The following is an 18302-nucleotide window of genomic DNA, read 5'->3' as shown; positions in this document are numbered from 1 at the left end:
CCCGGGTAACCGGATGATCAGCGGCCCTGCCCGCCGACCCGCTGGGCATGCTCGCCACGCGCCGCGGCCACCGGGATGCCCATGGACCGCTCGGTGCCGGTCCGCTCCGAGGGGCCCAGCGTCACGGTGGTGGCGTGAGCCAGGCCGCCGCTCCACGCGGGGCGCCGCAGCAGCAGTTCGGGCCTGGCGGTGGCGACCACGAACAGGGGCACCGGCGCGGTGTTCCCGGCCAGTCCCGCGATCGCGTCGATCACGGCGTCCCCGGCCCGGTGCAGGTCGTCGACGCACAGCACGAGGGGCTCGCCGCGTGCCGCGCGGTGGAAGAACTCGTGCCAGGCGTCCAGGACCTCGTCGGCGGGCGCGGGCGCGAGGGCCGGGTCGACGAGGGGCAGCAGCCGGGACAACAACCACCGCGCGGTCCGTTCGGAGCGGACCAGGGCCTCGGTCCGCCGGGTCACGGCGGCGCGCGCGGTGAGGGTGTCGTCGCCGGGGCGGACGCCGCAGTACAGGGAGAACAACCGGGCCTGCACGCGCGCCGGGCCGTCGTCCGGAGCCACGGCGGCAGACAGCACCCTGACCGGCACCGGCTGCCCCGCCATACGGCGGGCGAACTCCCCGAGCAGCCGGCTCTTACCGGTCCCGGCGCCGCCCACCACCGTGACCAGATGGGGCACCGACCGGTGGCGGGTGCGCTCGGCCAGGGCGCACAGGACGTCCGCCTCGGACGACTGGTCCGCCGCCAGAACACCGCCCCCGCGGGCCAGCACCTGCCGCGTGCCGATCGCCTGCCAGGGGGCCGCCGTGCTGCCCGAGGAACGGTACGCGACAGCGTCCTCGGTCAGGCGGCGGACGGCGTCGCTGACCCGCACCTCACCGGCGGGCACGTCGAAGAGCATCGGCTGGGACTCGTCGAGGACGGTGCCGATGACGATCGGCACATCGCTCTTCGTGGAGTGGCGCAGCAGCACCTCCCCGGTGTCCACGTAGGCGTGCACCGTCAGGCCGGCCGCACCGGCGGCCGAGGCCGAGCGGGACCCGAAGGTGTCACGTACGGCCAGAGCGGCCGACACCGCCTGGCGGACGTGGTCCTCGGCGGCGGAGGAGCCGATGCCGAAGAGGGCCAGCGAGACGGATCCCAGCGACGCCGTCACGGTCCCGCCGAACCGGGCGATCTGTTCGCCGACCACCGAGGCCGCGTCGTCCAGGAGGTCTTCCAGCCCCTCGCCGGACACCTCACCCGGCGGGGGCACGAACTGGGTCCGCAGCGCGACCACGCTCACCCACCGGCGTTCGGTGCCCCGGTCCGCCGTAGCGTCCGGGGAGCGGCCCTCCGGGCCCCGCGGGGCCGGACCGGCGGCGGGGCGGGCCGCCCGTCCCCCGTTCCCGGCGGCCGCCGGCGCGGACACCGCGACGGCCTTCCGCGGCTGGTCGCCGGTCAGGCCGGCGACGGTCAGACCGGCGACCGGGCCGGGCCCGGTGCGCAGGGACAGCGCCGGGTCCTGGGTGAGGATCGCCTGCTGCAACCGTTGCAGGGGCTGGCCCGGAACCAGCCCCAGGTCCTCGACCAGCAGGTTGCGCACACGGCTGTAGGTGCTCAGGGCGTCCGCCTGCCGGCCGCACCGGTACAGCGCCAGCATCAGCTGGCCGCACAGGCGCTCCCGCAGCGGCTCGGCCTGCACCGTCGTCTCCAGCTCCGCGAGCACGGTGTGGTGCCGGCCGAGGGTCAATTGCGTGTCGAAGTAGTCCTCCAGCACGTCGAGCCGGGAGTTCTGCACCGTGACCAGTTCGGGCCACTCGAAGCCGACCTCCACCAGGTCGGCGAGGGCGGGGCCGCGCCACAGTGCCAGCGCGTCGCGCAGCAGTTCCGCGGCCTCCTCCGGGGCGCCCTGCGCCTTCTTCTCCCGGGCCTGGGCGACCCACTTCTGGAACACATGCAGGTCGATCCGTTCCGGAGCCACCTGCAGCATGTAGCCGGGCGACCTGGTCAGCAGTCGCGCGGCTCCCGACGAGCCGTCGGACGCGGAAGCGAGGACGCCGCGCAGGGCGTGCACGGCGTTCTGCAGGATCTTCCGCGCGGTCCGGGGCGCCTCGTCCTCGTCCCAGAGCGCGTTCAGCAGCCGGCTGGCGGCCACCGTACGGTTGGCCTGGAGCAGCAGGAAGCCGAGCATGGCCCGCCGCTGGCTGCCGCCCAGTCTGACCTGATCACCGTCGTGGACGACCTCCATCGAACCGAGAACGCGAAACTCCATCGGTATCCCCCCATGTCAGTGTGCGCCCGTGGCACGAAGCCTGGGCGACAGGACGTACCTGTACCGGTGGCTACCATCCTGCGGCGGTCCGGTCCAAGCGCACACAAACCTCGGCCAAAGCGCCCCGGGAGGGGGCCGCGCGGCTCCCTGTCCGGATCGGAAGGGGGGACTTTTCCGGACAAGGAGCCGCGCCGTCGGCCGGGGACACGGTTCAGGACGTCGCGGGACCGCCTCCCAGGAAGCGCTGTCCGTCCTCGTCGCGCAGGACGGAGCACACCCCGCGCAGGGCTGTGCGGAGTTGCTCGATGCCGTCGTCGGTGAGCCGGACGGACGGTTCGAGGCGGAGGGTGTTCACGGCGCTGCCGGTCGGGAAGAGCCGGACGGAGTGCTCCCGCAGCAGGTACCCGGCGACGGCGTAACCGAGGAAACCGGACCGCGCCAGGTCCCGGACGGCGGGCGCGCCGGCATCGGACCGGTCGTGGAACTCCACGCCCAGCATCAGCCCCCTGCCCCGCACGTCCTTGATCACGTCGGGGAACTCGGCCCGCACCGCTTCCAGCGCGGCCAGCAGCTCGCGCCCCAGCTCCCCGGCCCGCCGGTACAGGGCGCCGCCGTCCGCCTCCAGCAGTTCGAGAACCTTCAGGGCGACGAGGCTGGAGAACCCGTCCTTGGCGAAGGTCGAACTGTGCACCAGCTCGAACTCCTTGTGGTAGTGCGACTCCCGGATCAGGGCGACGGAGGTCTTCGCCACACCGCCCCCCAGACTCTTGGCGAGGGTGTAGTAGTCACCGCGCAGCCCGACGGACGGGGCGGCGAGGAAGGAGCCGGTGCGGCCCATGCCGCTCTGGATCTCGTCCACGATGACCGGACAGCCGATGGCGTCGCAGACCCGGCGCACCTCCCGCGCGAACTCCGGCGGCACTTCATGGATGCCGCCCTCGCCCTGGAGCGGTTCGAGCACGAAGGCACAGAACACCGGGAAGTCCCGGTCGACCACGGTGACGGCCCCGTCCACGACCGCGACGTCGTACAGCACCCCCCGCTCGGCGTCGACCGTCTTCCGGATCGCCTCGGGCTGTTCGAGGGGGATGAAACGTGTCTGCGCGGCCAGCGCCCTGAAGGGGACCCGGAAGGCCTCGTTGTGCGTGAGCTGCACACTGCCCATCAGCTTCCCGTGGAAGGCGCCTTCGGGGGCGAGGAACAGCGGCGGCGCCGACAGCCGGCGCGCGTTGTGCCGCTCGATGCCCGCCACCAGGGCGTCGAACGCCGCCCCGGGGTCCTGGGGCCGCTCTCGGACACCGGCCCGGTCGAAGGCGCCGTCCGCCACCACGGCCTGTCCGGCACGCACCAGGGCGCGTGCCGCCTCCACGTTCGCCTCGATCTCACCGGTCAGGGCCGCCACCCGGAGCGTGCGGCCGAGTTCGGCGTGCTTGACCGCGGCCTCGATCGCCTCCGCACCGCTGTTGGCGAATATCGCGAAGTACCGTTCGTCGTCCCCGTGCTCCCGCTGAAGTATCTCGTTCAGCGCGGCGGCGAGCCTGTTGGCATGGGACGCCCGGGAGAACTGGGCATGGATCGGAAGTTGATTGTCGAGCAGTTTCCGGGCGTATGCGACGATCTCCGGATCGTTGTGCCCGAGGAGGACGGATCCGAATCCGCCGACGAAGTCGAGCACCGGGACTTCCCGGCCGTTGTCGTCGAGCCGGAAAAGATGGTTTCCCGCCGCACGTACATACTCGACGTCCAGGCTGACCGTCGTCAGAACTTCGGCCAGATGGGGTTCCGCAAGGCCGGTTTCCGGTGCTCCAGGGTTCATTGTGGCCCTCGCTGTATTCGGTCTCGGTGCGCCGCCGGCGCGAATCTGAAACAGGGTAAGCGCGTTCCCTCATCACGGGTCAATCAGCGGGTAACGGCCCGGCCATCGAATCGGCGGAACAGGAATTGTCGGTTGATGACTGCACATTGACCTTGCCTGTCCCGGGCGCCGCTAGCATCGCTGGCAGCACCAATTAAACGTTCTTATCAGGGCTCTGCGGAAAGCTGAGCGGGATCGAAATACCTCGCCCGCTGGGGCGGCTAGGAAAGGGCGGACGAGCGGTGACGGCACCTGAGCAGGCTGAGTCAGCGACGTCGTACGAGGAAACGGACCGGGCAGTCGCCGTCATCGGAATGTCCTGCCGACTGCCGATGGCCGACGGCCCCGCGGAATTCTGGGAACTGCTGCGGGACGGCCGGAGCGCCGTCACCCGGGCACCGGCCGGCCGGTGGGACACGACGGCGCCCGGCGAAGAGAACGGGGACGGGAACGGGAACGGGAACGGAGAAGGGCACGGGGAGGGCAACGGGGAAGGGGAAGCCGCCGGACCGCGGCCCGGTGAACGGCCGTACCAGGGCGGCTTCATCGACGGCGTCGGTGACTTCGACGCCGCCTTCTTCGGAATCTCACCGCGCGAGGCCGCGGCCATGGACCCGCAGCAGCGGCTCGTCCTCGAACTCGCCTGGGAGGCACTGGAGGACGCGCAGATCGTCCCGGCCACCCTGCGCGGCAGCCGCACCGCCGTCTTCGTGGGCACGCTGCGCGACGACTACACGAGCCTGCTCTACCAGCACGGCACCGACGCCATCACCCAGCACACGATGGCCGGGGTGAACCGGGGCGTCATCGCCAACCGGGTCTCGTACCACCTCGGTCTGCACGGGCCCAGCCTCACCGTGGACTCCGCCCAGTCGTCCTCCCTCGTCGCGGTGCACCTGGCCTGCGAGAGCCTGCGCAACGGCGAGTCCTCGCTGGCGCTCGCGGCCGGCGTCAACCTCAACATCCTCGCCGAACACGCGGTCACCCAGGAGCGGTTCGGCGGCCTGTCCCCGGACGGCCGCAGCCACACCTTCGACGCCCGCGCCAACGGCTTCGTCCCCGGCGAGGGCGGCGGCGTCCTGGTGCTCAAGCCGCTGGCCGCCGCCCTCGCAGACGGCGACACCGTCCACGGCGTGATCCGGGGAAGCGCCGTGAACAACGACGGCGCCACACCCGGACTGACGGTGCCCAGCGAACAAGCCCAGGCACAGGTGCTGCGCGAGGCGTACCGCAGGGCCGGGATCGAGCCCGGCGAGGTGCAGTATGTCGAGCTGCACGGAACCGGCACACCGGTCGGCGACCCCATCGAGGCCGCCGCGCTCGGTGCGGTGCTCGGCTCGGCGCGCGACGCCGGCGAGCCGCTCAGGGTCGGCTCGGTCAAGACCAACATCGGGCACCTGGAAGGTGCCGCCGGGATCGCCGGCCTGCTCAAAGTGCTGCTCAGCCTGCGCCACCGAAGGCTGCCCGCCAGCCTGAACTTCGAGACCCCCAACCCCCGCATCCCGCTGGACCGGCTGGGACTGTCCGTACAGGCGGAGCCGGGCGACTGGCCGCGCCCCGACCGGCCGCTGATCGCCGGGGTCAGCTCGTTCGGCATGGGCGGCACCAACTGCCACGTGGTGGTGTCCGAGGCACCCGCGCCGGCCGGCCACCGCGCGGAGGGGTCCGCGTCCTGCCCGGCCGCCGAAGGCGGTCCGCTGCCGTGGGTGCTGTCCGCCCGCGACCCGCGGGCGCTGCGCGCCCAGGCCGGCCGCCTGCACGCGCAGTGGAGCGGTGACTTGGGTCCGGGTGCCGCGGACATCGGCTGGTCCACGATCACGACTCGCACCGTCTTCGAGCACCGCGCGGTGCTCATCGCCGACCCCGGGGAGCTGTCCGCGGGGCTCGCCGCCCTCGCCTCGGGCGACCCGGCGCCGGGAGTGGTGACCGGCACCGCCCGGCCCGGCCCACTGGCCCTCCTCTTCACCGGCCAGGGCGCCCAGCGGGCGGGCATGGGAGCCGGACTGTACGCGCGTTTCCCCGTGTTCGCCCAGGCCTTCGACGAGGTGTGCGCACAGCTCGACCCCTTGCTGGAACGGCCGTTGCGCGAGGTGGTCTTCTCCGGGGAGGGCCTGGACGGCACCGGATGGACCCAGCCCGCGCTGTTCGCCCTGGAGGTCGCGCTGTTCCGGCTGGCGGAGTCCTGGGGGGTGCGGCCCGGCCTGCTGGCGGGCCACTCGGTCGGCGAGGTGGCCGCCGCACACGTTTCCGGGGTCCTCTCGCTGGGCGACGCGGCCCGGCTGGTCGCCGCCCGCGGACGGCTCATGCAGGAACTGCCCGAGGGCGGGGCCATGACCGCCGTACAGGCGAGCGAGGAGGACGTGCTGCCGCTGCTCGCCGGACACGCCGGCCAGGTCGGGATCGCCGCGGTCAACGGGCCGCGGGCGACCGTGGTCTCCGGGACCGAGGAAGGCGTCCTCGCGGTGACGGCCGAGGCCGCGGCGCGCGGATGGAAGACCAAGCGGCTGACCGTCAGCCACGCCTTCCACTCGCCCCTCATGGAACCGATGCTGGACGACTTCCGGCGCGTGGTCGGGACACTGGCCTTCGCCGAGCCCCGCATCCCGGTCGTGTCCACGGTGACCGGTCGCGAGGTGGCCGCGGGGGAGTGGAGCTCCCCGGAGTACTGGGTGGAGCAGGTGCGCCGTCCGGTCAGGTTCCTGGACGCCGTACGCACCATGGAGGCCGCGGGGGCCGGCACCTTCCTGGAACTGGGGCCGGACGGGGTGTGCTCCGCCCTGGCCGCCGAATCCGTGCTCGACCCGGAGTCGGCCGGCGCGTTCGCGACGCTGCGCCGCGGACGCCCGGAACCGGAGTCGTTCCTGACGGCACTGGCCGCCGTCTTCGCGCGCGGGGCCGAAGTCGACTGGACCGTGGCCTACGAGGGCACCGGCGCCCGGCGCACCGCGCTGCCCACCTACCCGTTCCAGCGGGAGAGGTACTGGATCGACGGCGCCCTGCGCGCCTCGGCGGCGCACGGGCCCACGGCCCGGCCCGCACCCCTGCCCGGCCGCGACGCCCCGCGACCCGCGGCGGAGCGCGACGGATTCGCCGGCCGGCTCGCGCAGCTGCCGCCCGGCGAGCGCCCGCGCGCGGTCACCGAGCTGGTGGCCACGCACACCGCGGCCGTCCTGGACTACGCACCGGGCCAGCAGGTCGACCTCCGGGCGGCCTTCGCGGACCTGGGCTTCGACTCCCTGATGGCGGTGGAACTGCGCGACGCGCTCGCCGCCGCCACCGGCCTGCCGCTGCCCAGCGGCCTGCTGTTCGCCCACCCCACCCCGGACGCCCTCGCCGCCCACCTGCTCACCGAACTGACCGATGCGGCCGGCGACGACGCGGCGGACCCGCCCGGCACCGGGGCCGACCCCGGCGAACCGATCGCGATCGTCGGCATGGCCTGCCGGTTCCCGGGCGGTGTCGACACCCCCGAGGCCCTGTGGCGGCTGGTCGACGAGGGCGGCGACGCCATCTCGGCGTTCCCCGGCGACCGCGGCTGGGACGCGGATCTGCACGACCCGAACCAGCCCGGAGGCGGCCGGAGTTCGGTCGGCTCGGGCGGATTCCTGCACGACGCGGGCGCCTTCGACGCCGCCTTCTTCGGCATCTCGCCGCGCGAGGCGCTGGCCATGGACCCCCAGCAGCGACTGCTGCTGGAGACCGCCTGGGAGGCCGCCGAGAGCGCGGGCATCGACCCGGTGTCCCTGCGAGGCGGCCGTACCGGCGTCTTCGTCGGCGGCACCGCCCTCGAATACGGGCCCCGCATGCACGAAGCGTCCGACGGCGTCGAGGGCCACGTGCTCACCGGCACCACCCCCAGCGTCATGTCCGGCCGCATCGCCTACCAGCTCGGACTGATCGGACCGGCGCTGACCATCGACACCGCCTGCTCGTCGTCGCTGGTGGCGCTGCACATGGCGGTGCGCTCGCTGCGGTCGGGTGAGACCGGCCTCGCGTTCGCCGGCGGCGTCACCGTGATGTCGTCACCCGGCATGTTCGTCGAGTTCTCCCGGCAGCACGGGCTCGCCGCCGACGGCCGGAGCAAGTCCTTCGCCGCCTCGGCCGACGGCACCTCGTGGGCCGAGGGCGTCGGACTGCTCCTGATGGAGCGGCTCTCGGACGCGCGCCGCAACGGGCACGAGATCCTCGCGGTGATCCGCGGCAGCGCCGTCAACCAGGACGGCGCCTCCAACGGCCTCACCGCGCCGAACGGACTGTCCCAGCAGCAGGTGATCCGCCAGGCCCTGACGGACGCGGGCCTCACGGCCGGCGAGGTCGACGCGGTGGAGGCGCACGGCACCGGCACCCGGCTGGGCGACCCGATCGAGGCCGAGGCGATCCTCGCCACGTACGGCCGCGACCGCGACGGCCGGGAACCGGTCTACCTGGGGTCGCTGAAATCGAACATCGGGCACGCGCAGGCCGCCGCCGGAGTCGGCGGCGTCATCAAGATGGTCCAGGCCATGCGGCACGGCACACTGCCGAAGACCCTGCACGTCGACGAGCCCACCCCCCACGTCGACTGGTCCTCGGGCGCGGTGGAACTGCTCACCGACCGGCGCCCCTGGCCCCGCACCGACCGGGTACGGCGCGCGGCCGTGTCCTCCTTCGGCATCAGCGGCACCAACGCGCACGTCGTCATCGAGCAGGCCGACACCCCCGCGCTCCCGCAGCGGGCCGGGGCACCGGAACACCCCGGATCCGCGGAAGCGCCGGCCGCCGTACCGGTGCCCTGGGTGATCTCCGCCAGGGACGACAAGGCGTTGCGGGCCCAGGCGGCCCGGCTGCGGGACCACATCGCCGCACTGCCCGAGGTGCCCGTCGCCGGCGTCGGCCGGTCGCTCGCCGCCCGGACCCGCTTCGAACGGCGCGCCGTCGTGCTCGGCCGCGACGCCGCCGGCCTCCTCGCCGGCCTCGACGCGCTCAGCCGCGGGACCAAGCACCCGAACGTGGTGGAGGGCGACGCACACCGCACCTCGCTGACCGCGTTCCTGTTCACCGGCCAGGGCGCCCAGCGCGTCGGCATGGGCCGGGAGCTGTACCGCGCCCACCCGGTCTTCGCCGCCGCCCTGGACGCTGTGGCCGCCGCGACCGACCCCCACCTGGAACGCCCGCTGCTGCGGGTGATGTTCGCCGAGGACGGCACCGAGGACGCCGGCCTGCTGCACCGCACGACGTACACCCAGCCCGCGCTGTTCGCCGTGGAGGTGGCGCTGTACCGCCTGGCGGAACACCACGGTCTGGTCCCCGACCGGCTGGCCGGCCACTCGGTCGGAGAGCTGGCCGCCGCACATGTCGCCGGGGTGCTCACCCTGGAGGACGCCGCCGCGCTGGTGGCCGCCCGGGGCCGGCTGATGCAGTCCGCGCCCTCGGGCGGAGCCATGATCGCGGTCCAGGCGGAGGAGGCCGAGGTGGCGGCCGACCTGGCCGGCCACGAGGACGCCGTCGCCGTCGCCGCGGTCAACGGGCCCACCGCGCTGGTCGTCTCCGGGGACGAGACCGTCGCCGGTGAACTCGCCGACCGGTGGCGCGCACGGGGACGCAAGACGCGGCGGCTGCGGGTGAGCCACGCCTTCCACTCACCGCACATGGACGGCATCCTGGAGGAGTTCCGGGCCGTCGCCGCCGGACTCGACTTCCGGCCGCCCGCGATCCCGATCGTCTCGACCCTCACCGGCGCCCTCGCCGACACCGGCGAACTGACCTCGCCCGACTACTGGGTGCGGCAGATCCGCGGCACCGTCAGATTCCTGGACGCCGTACGGACCCTGGAGGCCGACGGGGTCACCCGGTTCGTGGAGATCGGCCCCGACGCCGTCCTCACCGCCCTGGCCGACACCTGCTTCACCACCGGCACCGCCACGGCCGTCCCCCTGCTGCGCGCCGGCCGCGACGAGACCGCCACCCTCGCCGCCGGCCTCGCCACCGCCCACGTCCACGGCGCCGCCCTCGACCTCACGTCCTTCTTCCCGGGCGCCACCCGGACCCCCCTGCCCACCTACGCCTTCCAGCGGGAGCACTACTGGCTCGTGCCCCGGGGCCGCGCGGACGCCACCAGCCTCGGCCTGACCCCCTCCGGCCACCCGCTGTTCACGGCCGCCGTCGAACTCGCCGACCGCGGTGAGCTGCTGTTCACCGGCCGGCTCTCGCTGAGCGAGCACCCCTGGCTGGCCGACCACACCATCGACGGCAGCGTCCTGCTGCCCGCGACCGCCTTCGTCGAACTGGCCACGGCGGCGGGCGAACAGGCGGGGACGGCACGCGTGGACGACCTCACCCTGGAGTCCCCGCTGGTGCTGCGGGAACACCGCGCCACCCAGGTCCAGATCGCGCTCGGCGCACCCGACACCACCGGCGCGCGCACCTTCACCATCCACTCCCGCCCGGACTCCGGCACCACCGGGCAGGCGCCGTGGACCCGGCACGTCTCGGGAACCCTGACCCCGCCGGCGGCGGGCGCGCCCGCCGCCGGGGAAGCCGGGGAACCCGCCGCCTGGCCGCCCGCCGGGGCGGTGCCCCAGCCGCTGACCGACGTCTATCCGCGGCTGGCCGGCCACGGTTACGCCTACGGCCCCGCCTTCCAGGCGCTGCGCGCCCTCTGGCGCGACGGCGAGGACATCTACGCCGAACTGCGACTCGCCGAGGAACACCACGAGGCCGCCGGTCTCTTCGCGGTCCACCCCGCGCTGCTCGACGCCGCCCTGCACCCCCTGGTGCTCGACGCGGCCGACCGAAGCGGCGACGCCACGCGGATCCGGCTGCCCTTCGCCTGGTCCGGAACGACGGTGCACGCCACGGGCGCGACCTCGCTCAGGGCCCGCCTCACCCCGGCCGGACCCGACAGCTTCACCCTCGCCCTGGCCGACCCCGCGGGACTGCCCGTCGCGACCGTCGAACGGCTGACCCTCCGGCCGGTCCCCAGAGACCGGCTCGCCCGGTCCGCCGCCGACACCGCCGACGCGCTGTTCACCGTCGACTGGCCGGCCGTCGCCGCACCGGAGAACCCCGGGACACGCCTGGTGGTGGCCACCGGCGAGGAACTGCCCGACCCGGACGGCGCCGACGCCGTCATCGTGACCTGCGCCCCCGAGACCGGGCGGGAAGACTCCGCCGAAGCCGCCCACGCCGCCGCGCACCGGGCACTGCGGTGGGTCCAGGACATGCTCCGGGACGACCGGTACGCCCGGACCCCGCTGGTGTTCGTGACCCACGGAGCCGTCGCGGCGCTCCCGGGCGACCCGGTGCCCGGCCTGGCACAGGCCCCGGTGTGGGGCCTGGTACGCGCCGCGCAGTCCGAGCACCCCGGCCGCGTCCTCCTCGTCGACCTGGCACCCGGCGACGAGGAGAACGCCCGGGACCTGCTGCCCGCCGCCGTCGCCTGCGGCGAACCGCAGGTCGCCGTACGCCACGGCCGGCTGCACACGCCGAGACTGACCCGGACGGCACCCGGGACCGGCGCGGCGCGGACCGCGCTCGACCCCGAGGGCACCGTCCTGATCACGGGCGGCACCGGTGGGCTCGGCGCCCTGCTGGCCCGGCACCTCGTGGTCCGCCACGGCATCCGCCACCTGCTGCTGGCCAGCCGCCGGGGCCCGGCCGCCCCGGGCGTCGACGCGCTGCGCGAGGAACTGACCGGACTGGGCGCCGACGTCACCGTCGCGGCCGTCGACGCCGCCGACCGCACCGCCCTGGCCGCCGTGCTGGCCGGCATCCCCGCCGCACACCCGCTGACCGCGGTGGTGCACACCGCCGGAGTCCTGGCCGACGCCACCGTGGAATCCCTCACCGGCGAACAGCTCGACTCCGTCCTACGGCCCAAGACCGACGCCGCCTGGAACCTGCACGAGCTGACCCGGGACGCCCACCCGGCCGCCTTCATCCTCTTCTCCTCCATCTCCGGCATCACCGGCACGGCCGGCCAGGCCAACTACGCGGCGGCCAACACCTATCTGGACGCCCTCGCCGCGCACCGCCGGGCCCAGGGCCTGCCCGCCACCTCGCTCGCCTGGGGACTGTGGAACGGCGACCACGGCATGGGCGGCTCGCTGAGCCAGGCCGACCTCGCCCGGTGGGCGCGGTCGGGCGTCTCGCCCCTGACCCCGCACCACGGCCTGGAACTGTTCGACACCGCGCTCGCGGACGGCGGCACGCTCCTCGTCCCCGTCGCGCTGAACCCGGCCCGGGCGGCCGCCGACGGCACCGAACCGCCCGCCGTGCTGCGCGCCCTGGTCCGGTGGCGGCCGCGCGCCACCGCGGCGCCCGCCGCCGGGGACACCGACTCGTCCTGGGCCCGGCAGACGGCACAACTGCCCGAGGAGGAGCGGCGGGAAGCCGTGCTCGGCCTCGTCCAGCGCACGGTCGCGGCCGTGCTCGGGCACAGTGATGTCGGCGCCGTCGACCCCGACCGCTCCTTCAAGGAGGCCGGCTTCGACTCGCTGTCCGGCGTGGAACTGCGCAACCAGCTCGCCGCCGCGACCGGCCTGCGGCTCTCCGCCACCGCGGTGTTCGACCACCCGTCACCGGCCGCTCTGGCCGGCTGGCTGGACGACCGGCTGGCGGGCACCGGCCCGGCCGCCGCCCCGGCCCGGACCGCCGTGGCCGCCGCCGACGAACCGATCGCCATCGTCGGCATGGCCTGCCGCTTCCCCGGCGGCGCCGGCAACCCCGAGGAACTGTGGCGGCTCGTCGCCTCCGGCACCGACGCGATCAGCGAGTTCCCCGTGAACCGCGGCTGGGACCTGTCCCGCCTGTACGACCCGGACCCGGCCAAGCCCGGCACCTCCTACGTGCGGCACGGCGGCTTCCTGCACGACGCCGACCGGTTCGACCCGGCTTTCTTCGGGATGTCCCCGCGCGAGGCCGTCGCGACCGACCCCCAGCAGCGGCTGCTCCTCGAAACCGCCTGGGAGACCTTCGAGAACGCGGGGATCCCGCCCGCCTCGCTGCGCGGCACCCGCACCGGCGTCTACACGGGAGCGATGTACGACGACTACGCCTCCCGGCTCGCCGCCACCCCCGAGGAGTTCGAGGGCTTCCTGCTGGCGGGGAACCTCTCCAGCGTGGTGTCCGGCCGACTGGCGTACACCTACGGGCTGGAAGGCCCGGCGCTGACCGTCGACACCGCGTGCTCCTCCTCGCTGGTGGCACTGCACCTGGCCGCGAACGCGCTGCGCACCGGCGAGTGCGACCTGGCCCTGGCCGGCGGCGTCACCGTGATGTCGGGCCCGAACACCTTCATCGAGTTCTCCCGGCAGCGCGGTCTGTCCCCCGACGGCCGCTGCCGGTCCTTCGCCGCGGACGCCGCCGGCACCGGATGGTCCGAAGGCGTCGGTCTGCTCCTGGTCGAGCGGCTGTCGGACGCGCGGCGCAACGGCCACCGGGTCCTCGCCCTGCTCCGCGGCTCGGCGGTCAACCAGGACGGCGCCTCCAACGGTCTCACCGCGCCCAACGGCCCCTCGCAGGAGCAGGTGATCCGGCAGGCCCTCGCCAACGCGGGACTCACCGCGTCCGACGTGGACGCCGTGGAGGCCCACGGCACCGGCACGGCGCTCGGCGACCCGATCGAGGCCCAGGCCCTGCTCGCCACTTACGGCCAGGACCGGCCCGCCGGCCGGCCGCTGTACCTGGGCTCTCTCAAGTCCAACATCGGCCACGCGCAGGCGGCGGCCGGCGTCGGCGGCGTCATCAAGATGATCCAGGCCATGCGGCATGCCACACTGCCCAAGACCCTGCACGTCGACGAGCCCTCCCCGCACGTGGACTGGGAGTCGGGGGCCGTGGAACTGCTCACCGAAGAGCGGCCCTGGGCCCGTGTCGGCGACGGGCCGAGGCGCGCCGGAGTGTCCTCCTTCGGCATCAGCGGCACCAACGCGCACGTCATCCTGGAGGAACCCCCCTCCGCGGAACCGGCGGAACCGGCGGAACCGGCGGAACCGGCGGAACCCGCGGAAGCCACCGGCACCGGCACCGGCACCGGCGCCGCCCGGGCGCCGCACGACGGCGCCGTACCGTGGATCCTCTCCGGCAAGGACGAGGCGGCGCTGCGCGCCCAGGCGCTGCGGCTCCACCGCCACCTCACCGCACACCCCGGAACGCGATCGGTGGACGTCGGATTCTCCCTGGCGACCACCCGGTCCCTCCTGGAGCACCGCGCGGCGGTCGTCGCGGACCACCCGGAGGAACTGCTGCGCGGCCTGGAGGCCCTGGCACACGGCGAGAGCACACCCGCCGTCGTCCACGCCCCCGGCTCCCGGCGCGGCAAGCTCGCCTTCCTGTTCACCGGGCAGGGCAGCCAGCGCCTGGGCATGGGCCGCGAGCTGTACGGGAGTTCCCCGGTGTTCGCGCAGGCACTCGACGCCGTCTGCGAGCGGCTGGACCCCGCGCTGCCCCGGCCGCTGAAAGACGTGCTGTTCGCCACCCCCGGGTCCGAGGAAGCGGCGCTGCTCGACCGGACGGTCTTCGCCCAGGCCGCGCTGTTCGCCGTGGAGGTGGCGCTGTTCCGGCTGCTCGAACACCATGGCGTCACCCCGGACCTCCTGCTCGGCCACTCCATCGGCGAGGTCACGGCCGCGCACGTGGCGGGCGTCTTCACCCTCGACGACGCCTGCGCGCTGGTGGCCGCCCGCGGCCGGCTCATGCAGGCGGCCCGCGCCGGCGGCGCGATGGCGGCGGTGCAGGCGAGCGAGGAGGAAGTGCTGCCCACCCTCGCCGGCTACGGCGACGCCCTCGCGATCGCCGGGATCAACGGCCCCCGGTCGGTCGTGCTCTCCGGCGACGAGGACGCGGTGGAGGCCGTCGCCGCCCTCTGGCGGGAGCGGGGACGCAAGACCAAGCGGCTGCCGGTCAGCCACGCGTTCCACTCCCCGCACATGGAGGAAGTCCTCGACGAGTTCCGCGCCGTCGCCTCGAAGGCCGCCTTCCATGAACCGCGTATTCCGCTCGTCTCCAATGTCACCGGGGCCCTCGCCACGGCGGAGCAACTGCGGTCACCGGACTACTGGGCCCGGCACATCCGCACGGCGGTCCGCTTCCTGGACGGCGTGCGCTGCCTCGCCGGCCAGGGCGTGACCGACTACGTGGAGGTGGGCCCGGACGGCGTCCTGACCGCCCTGGTCCAGGACTGCCTGGAGGAGGCCGCCGGCTCCCTCACCCCGGTGCTGCGCTCCGGCCGGCCCGAGACCCACACGGCCGCCGTCGTCCTGGCACGGCTGTGCCTGCGGGGCGTGCGGCCCGACTGGTCCGCGCTGTTCCCCGGGGGCCGCCGGATCGACCTGCCGACGTACGCCTTCCAGCACGCCCGCTACTGGCTCCAGGAGCCGGCCGCGTCCGCCGACGCGACCGGGCTCGGCCTGGGCCGCACCGGTCACCCCTTGCTCGGCGCGGCCGTACGGATGGCCGGCCGCGATTCCCTCCTGCTCACCGGCCGGATCTCCCGGGACACGCAGCCCTGGCTGTGGGACCACGCCGTCCACGGACTGGCCCTGCTGCCGGGCACGGCCTTCGCGGACCTCGCCCTGCGCGCCGCGCGGGAGGCCGGCTGCGACCGGGTGGAGGACCTGACCCTGTCGGCACCGCTGCCCCTGCCCGAACGGGAGGGCGTACAGGTGCAGGCCGTCGTCGGCGAACCCGACGACGAGGGACACCGCAGCGTGGAGATCCACGCACGGCCCGACACCGACGACACCCTGCCGTGGGCGCTGCACGCCACCGGCCGGCTCGCCCCGGGCACCGGTCCGCGACCGGCCCCCGACCCGTCGCCCTGGCCGCCGGCCGGGGCCCGGGAGGCAGACCTGGAGGGCGCGTACGACCGTCTGGCCGGGCACGGCTACGCCTACGGCCCGGCCTTCCGGGGCCTGCGCCGGGTGTGGCACACGGACACCGAGCTGTTCGCCGAGGTAGCCCTCGCCGACGAACAGCACCGGGACGCCGCGCGGTTCGTCCTGCACCCCGCGCTGCTCGACGCCGCCCTGCACACCCTGCTGCCGGGGGTGGCCGGCGAGGACCGGGCCGCGGTCCTGCCCTTCGCCTGGTCCGGCGTGGCCGTATGGGCGTCGGGTGCCACGGCCCTGCGGGTCCGGCTCTCCCTGACCGGCACCGACACGGCCTCCCTGACCGTCACCGACACGACGGGGGAACCCGTCGCCTCGGTGGCCGAACTGGCGCTGCGGCCGCTGTCCGCCGAGTCCCTGCACGCGGCGGCGCGCGCCCACCACGACGGACTGCTCGCGGTGGAGTGGACCCCCGCCGCCCCCGCCACGCCCCCGGACCGCCGGGCCTGGGCGGTCGTCGGCGAGGACGGCCCGGAGTTCGACGGGCTGGACAGCCATCCGGACCTGAAGGCGCTCACGGCCGCCGTGGACGCCGGAGCGCCGGTGCCCGACGTGGTCCTGCTGCCGCTGCGGTCCGCCCCCGGGGAAGCGGACGAACACCTGCCCGGCCGGGTGCACACCGCGACCCGGCAGACGCTGGAACTCCTCCAGTCGTGGCTGGCCGAGGAGCGCTTCGCCGGCACCCGGCTCGTCGTGGTCACCCGCGGCGCGGTCGCCGCGGGCCCCGAGGACGTCACCGACCTGGCCCACGCCGCGCTGTGGGGCCTGCTGCGCACCGCGCACAGCGAGCACGCCGGCCGGTTCGCCCTGCTGGATCTGGACGGCGCGCCGGCCTCCGCCGAGGCGCTGGCCTCCGCCGTGGCGACGGGCGAGCCGCAGGCCGCCGTCCGCGCCGGGACGGTGCTGGTGCCGCGGTTCGTCCGCGCCCACCCGGACCAGGCCGCCGCGGAGAACACCCCCGACCTGTCCGGCGGCACGGTGCTGATCACCGGAGCCACCGGCGCCCTGGGACGGATCCTCGCCCGGCACCTGGTGGCGCGCCACGGCGCGCGCCGGCTGCTGCTGCTCAGCCGGCGCGGCGCGGACGCCCCCGGCGCGGCCGCCCTGCGGGACGAACTGCACGCGCTGGGCGCGGAGGCCACCTTCGCCGCCTGTGACGCGGCCGACCGGGACAGCCTGGCCGAAGCCGTCTCGGGCATCCCGGCCGAACACCCGCTGACGGCGGTCGTGCACACGGCCGGCATCGTGGACGACGGGCTGCTCACCGGGCTGACGCCGGACCGCCTGGAGGCCGTGCTGCGGCCCAAGGTCGACGCCGCGTGGCACCTGCACGAGCTGACCCGCGACCTGGACCTGACCGCGTTCGTGCTCTACTCCTCCATCGCCGGTCTCCTCGGCACCGCCGGACAGGCCAACTACGCGGCCGCCAACACCTTCCTGGACGCCCTCGCACAGCACCGCCGGGCCCACGGCCTGGCCGGGGTCTCGCTGGCCTGGGGACTGTGGGAAGGCGACGGCATGGGCGGTTCCCTGACCGACGCCGACCTGCGCCGCCTGGCACGCACCGGCCTGCGGGCCCTGCCCGCCGACACGGCGATGGACCTCTTCGACACCGCCCCTGCCACCGGCCGGGCCGTCCTGGCGGTCACCGGCCTGGACCTCGCGACCCTGCGCACCCAGGACGCGGAGCCGCCCGTCCTGTTCCGCGGCCTGGTGCACAGGCCCGCCCCGCGCGCCACGGCGGCGGCCGGCACCGGACGGTCCGGTCCCACGCTGGCCGAGCGCCTCGCCGCACTGCCCGGACCCGAACAGGACCGGCTGCTGGTCGACCTGGTCCGCACCGAGGTGGCCGGTGTCCTCGGCCACGCCGACCGCGGCACGGTCGGCGCCGAACGGGCCTTCCAGGACCTGGGCTTCGACTCGCTGACGGCGGTCGAGCTGCGCAACCAGCTCGGCAAGGCCACCGGCCTGCGACTGCCGACGACGCTGGTCTTCGACCATCCCACTCCGGCGGCGCTGGCGGCCTTCCTGCGCCCGCAGCTCGTCGCGGACACGGAGCCGGCCGGTGCCGCGCTCGACGGCCTCGACCGGCTGGAGGACCTCATCCGCTCGGCCGGAGCGGACCAGGACGCGCGGCACCGGATCCGTACCCGTCTGCGCGAGCTGCTGGACATCACCGACACGGCGGACCGGGGGGACGGCGAGGACAGCGAGAAGCCCGGCCATGACGACCTCGATTCCGCGTCCGACGAGGATCTGTTCGCCCTCGTGGACGGACTGGACTGACCGCGTGCCGCGGCCCGCGCGCCGGGCGGCACCCCGCACACATGC

The 18302-nt window shown here is 74.8% G+C and carries 3 protein-coding genes; 1 reads left to right on the top strand and 2 read right to left on the bottom strand.

The features are described from left to right. Positions 1-17: 17 nt before the first annotated feature. Complete coding sequence (locus ACSURM_RS00485; protein WP_436952315.1) at positions 18-2249, bottom strand: BTAD domain-containing putative transcriptional regulator; 2232 nt, start codon at positions 2247-2249, stop codon at positions 18-20. A 211-nt stretch (positions 2250-2460) separates the two neighbouring features. Continuing rightward, positions 2461-4065 (bottom strand): aspartate aminotransferase family protein, encoded by a 1605-nt coding sequence (locus ACSURM_RS00480; RefSeq protein ID WP_436952313.1) that lies wholly within the window; start codon positions 4063-4065, stop codon positions 2461-2463. 371 nt (positions 4066-4436) lie between these two features. On the opposite strand from ACSURM_RS00480, the gene ACSURM_RS00475 reads away from it, so the two are divergent. After that, complete coding sequence (locus ACSURM_RS00475) at positions 4437-18257, top strand: SDR family NAD(P)-dependent oxidoreductase (protein WP_436952311.1); 13821 nt, start codon at positions 4437-4439, stop codon at positions 18255-18257. Positions 18258-18302: the final 45 nt, after the last annotated feature.

Source organism: Streptomyces sp. SudanB182_2057 (assembly GCF_964272715.1).
GTDB classification, from domain to species: Bacteria; Actinomycetota; Actinomycetes; order Streptomycetales; family Streptomycetaceae; genus Streptomyces; species Streptomyces rubradiris.
This window is presented reverse-complemented; position numbering and strand designations above follow the sequence as displayed.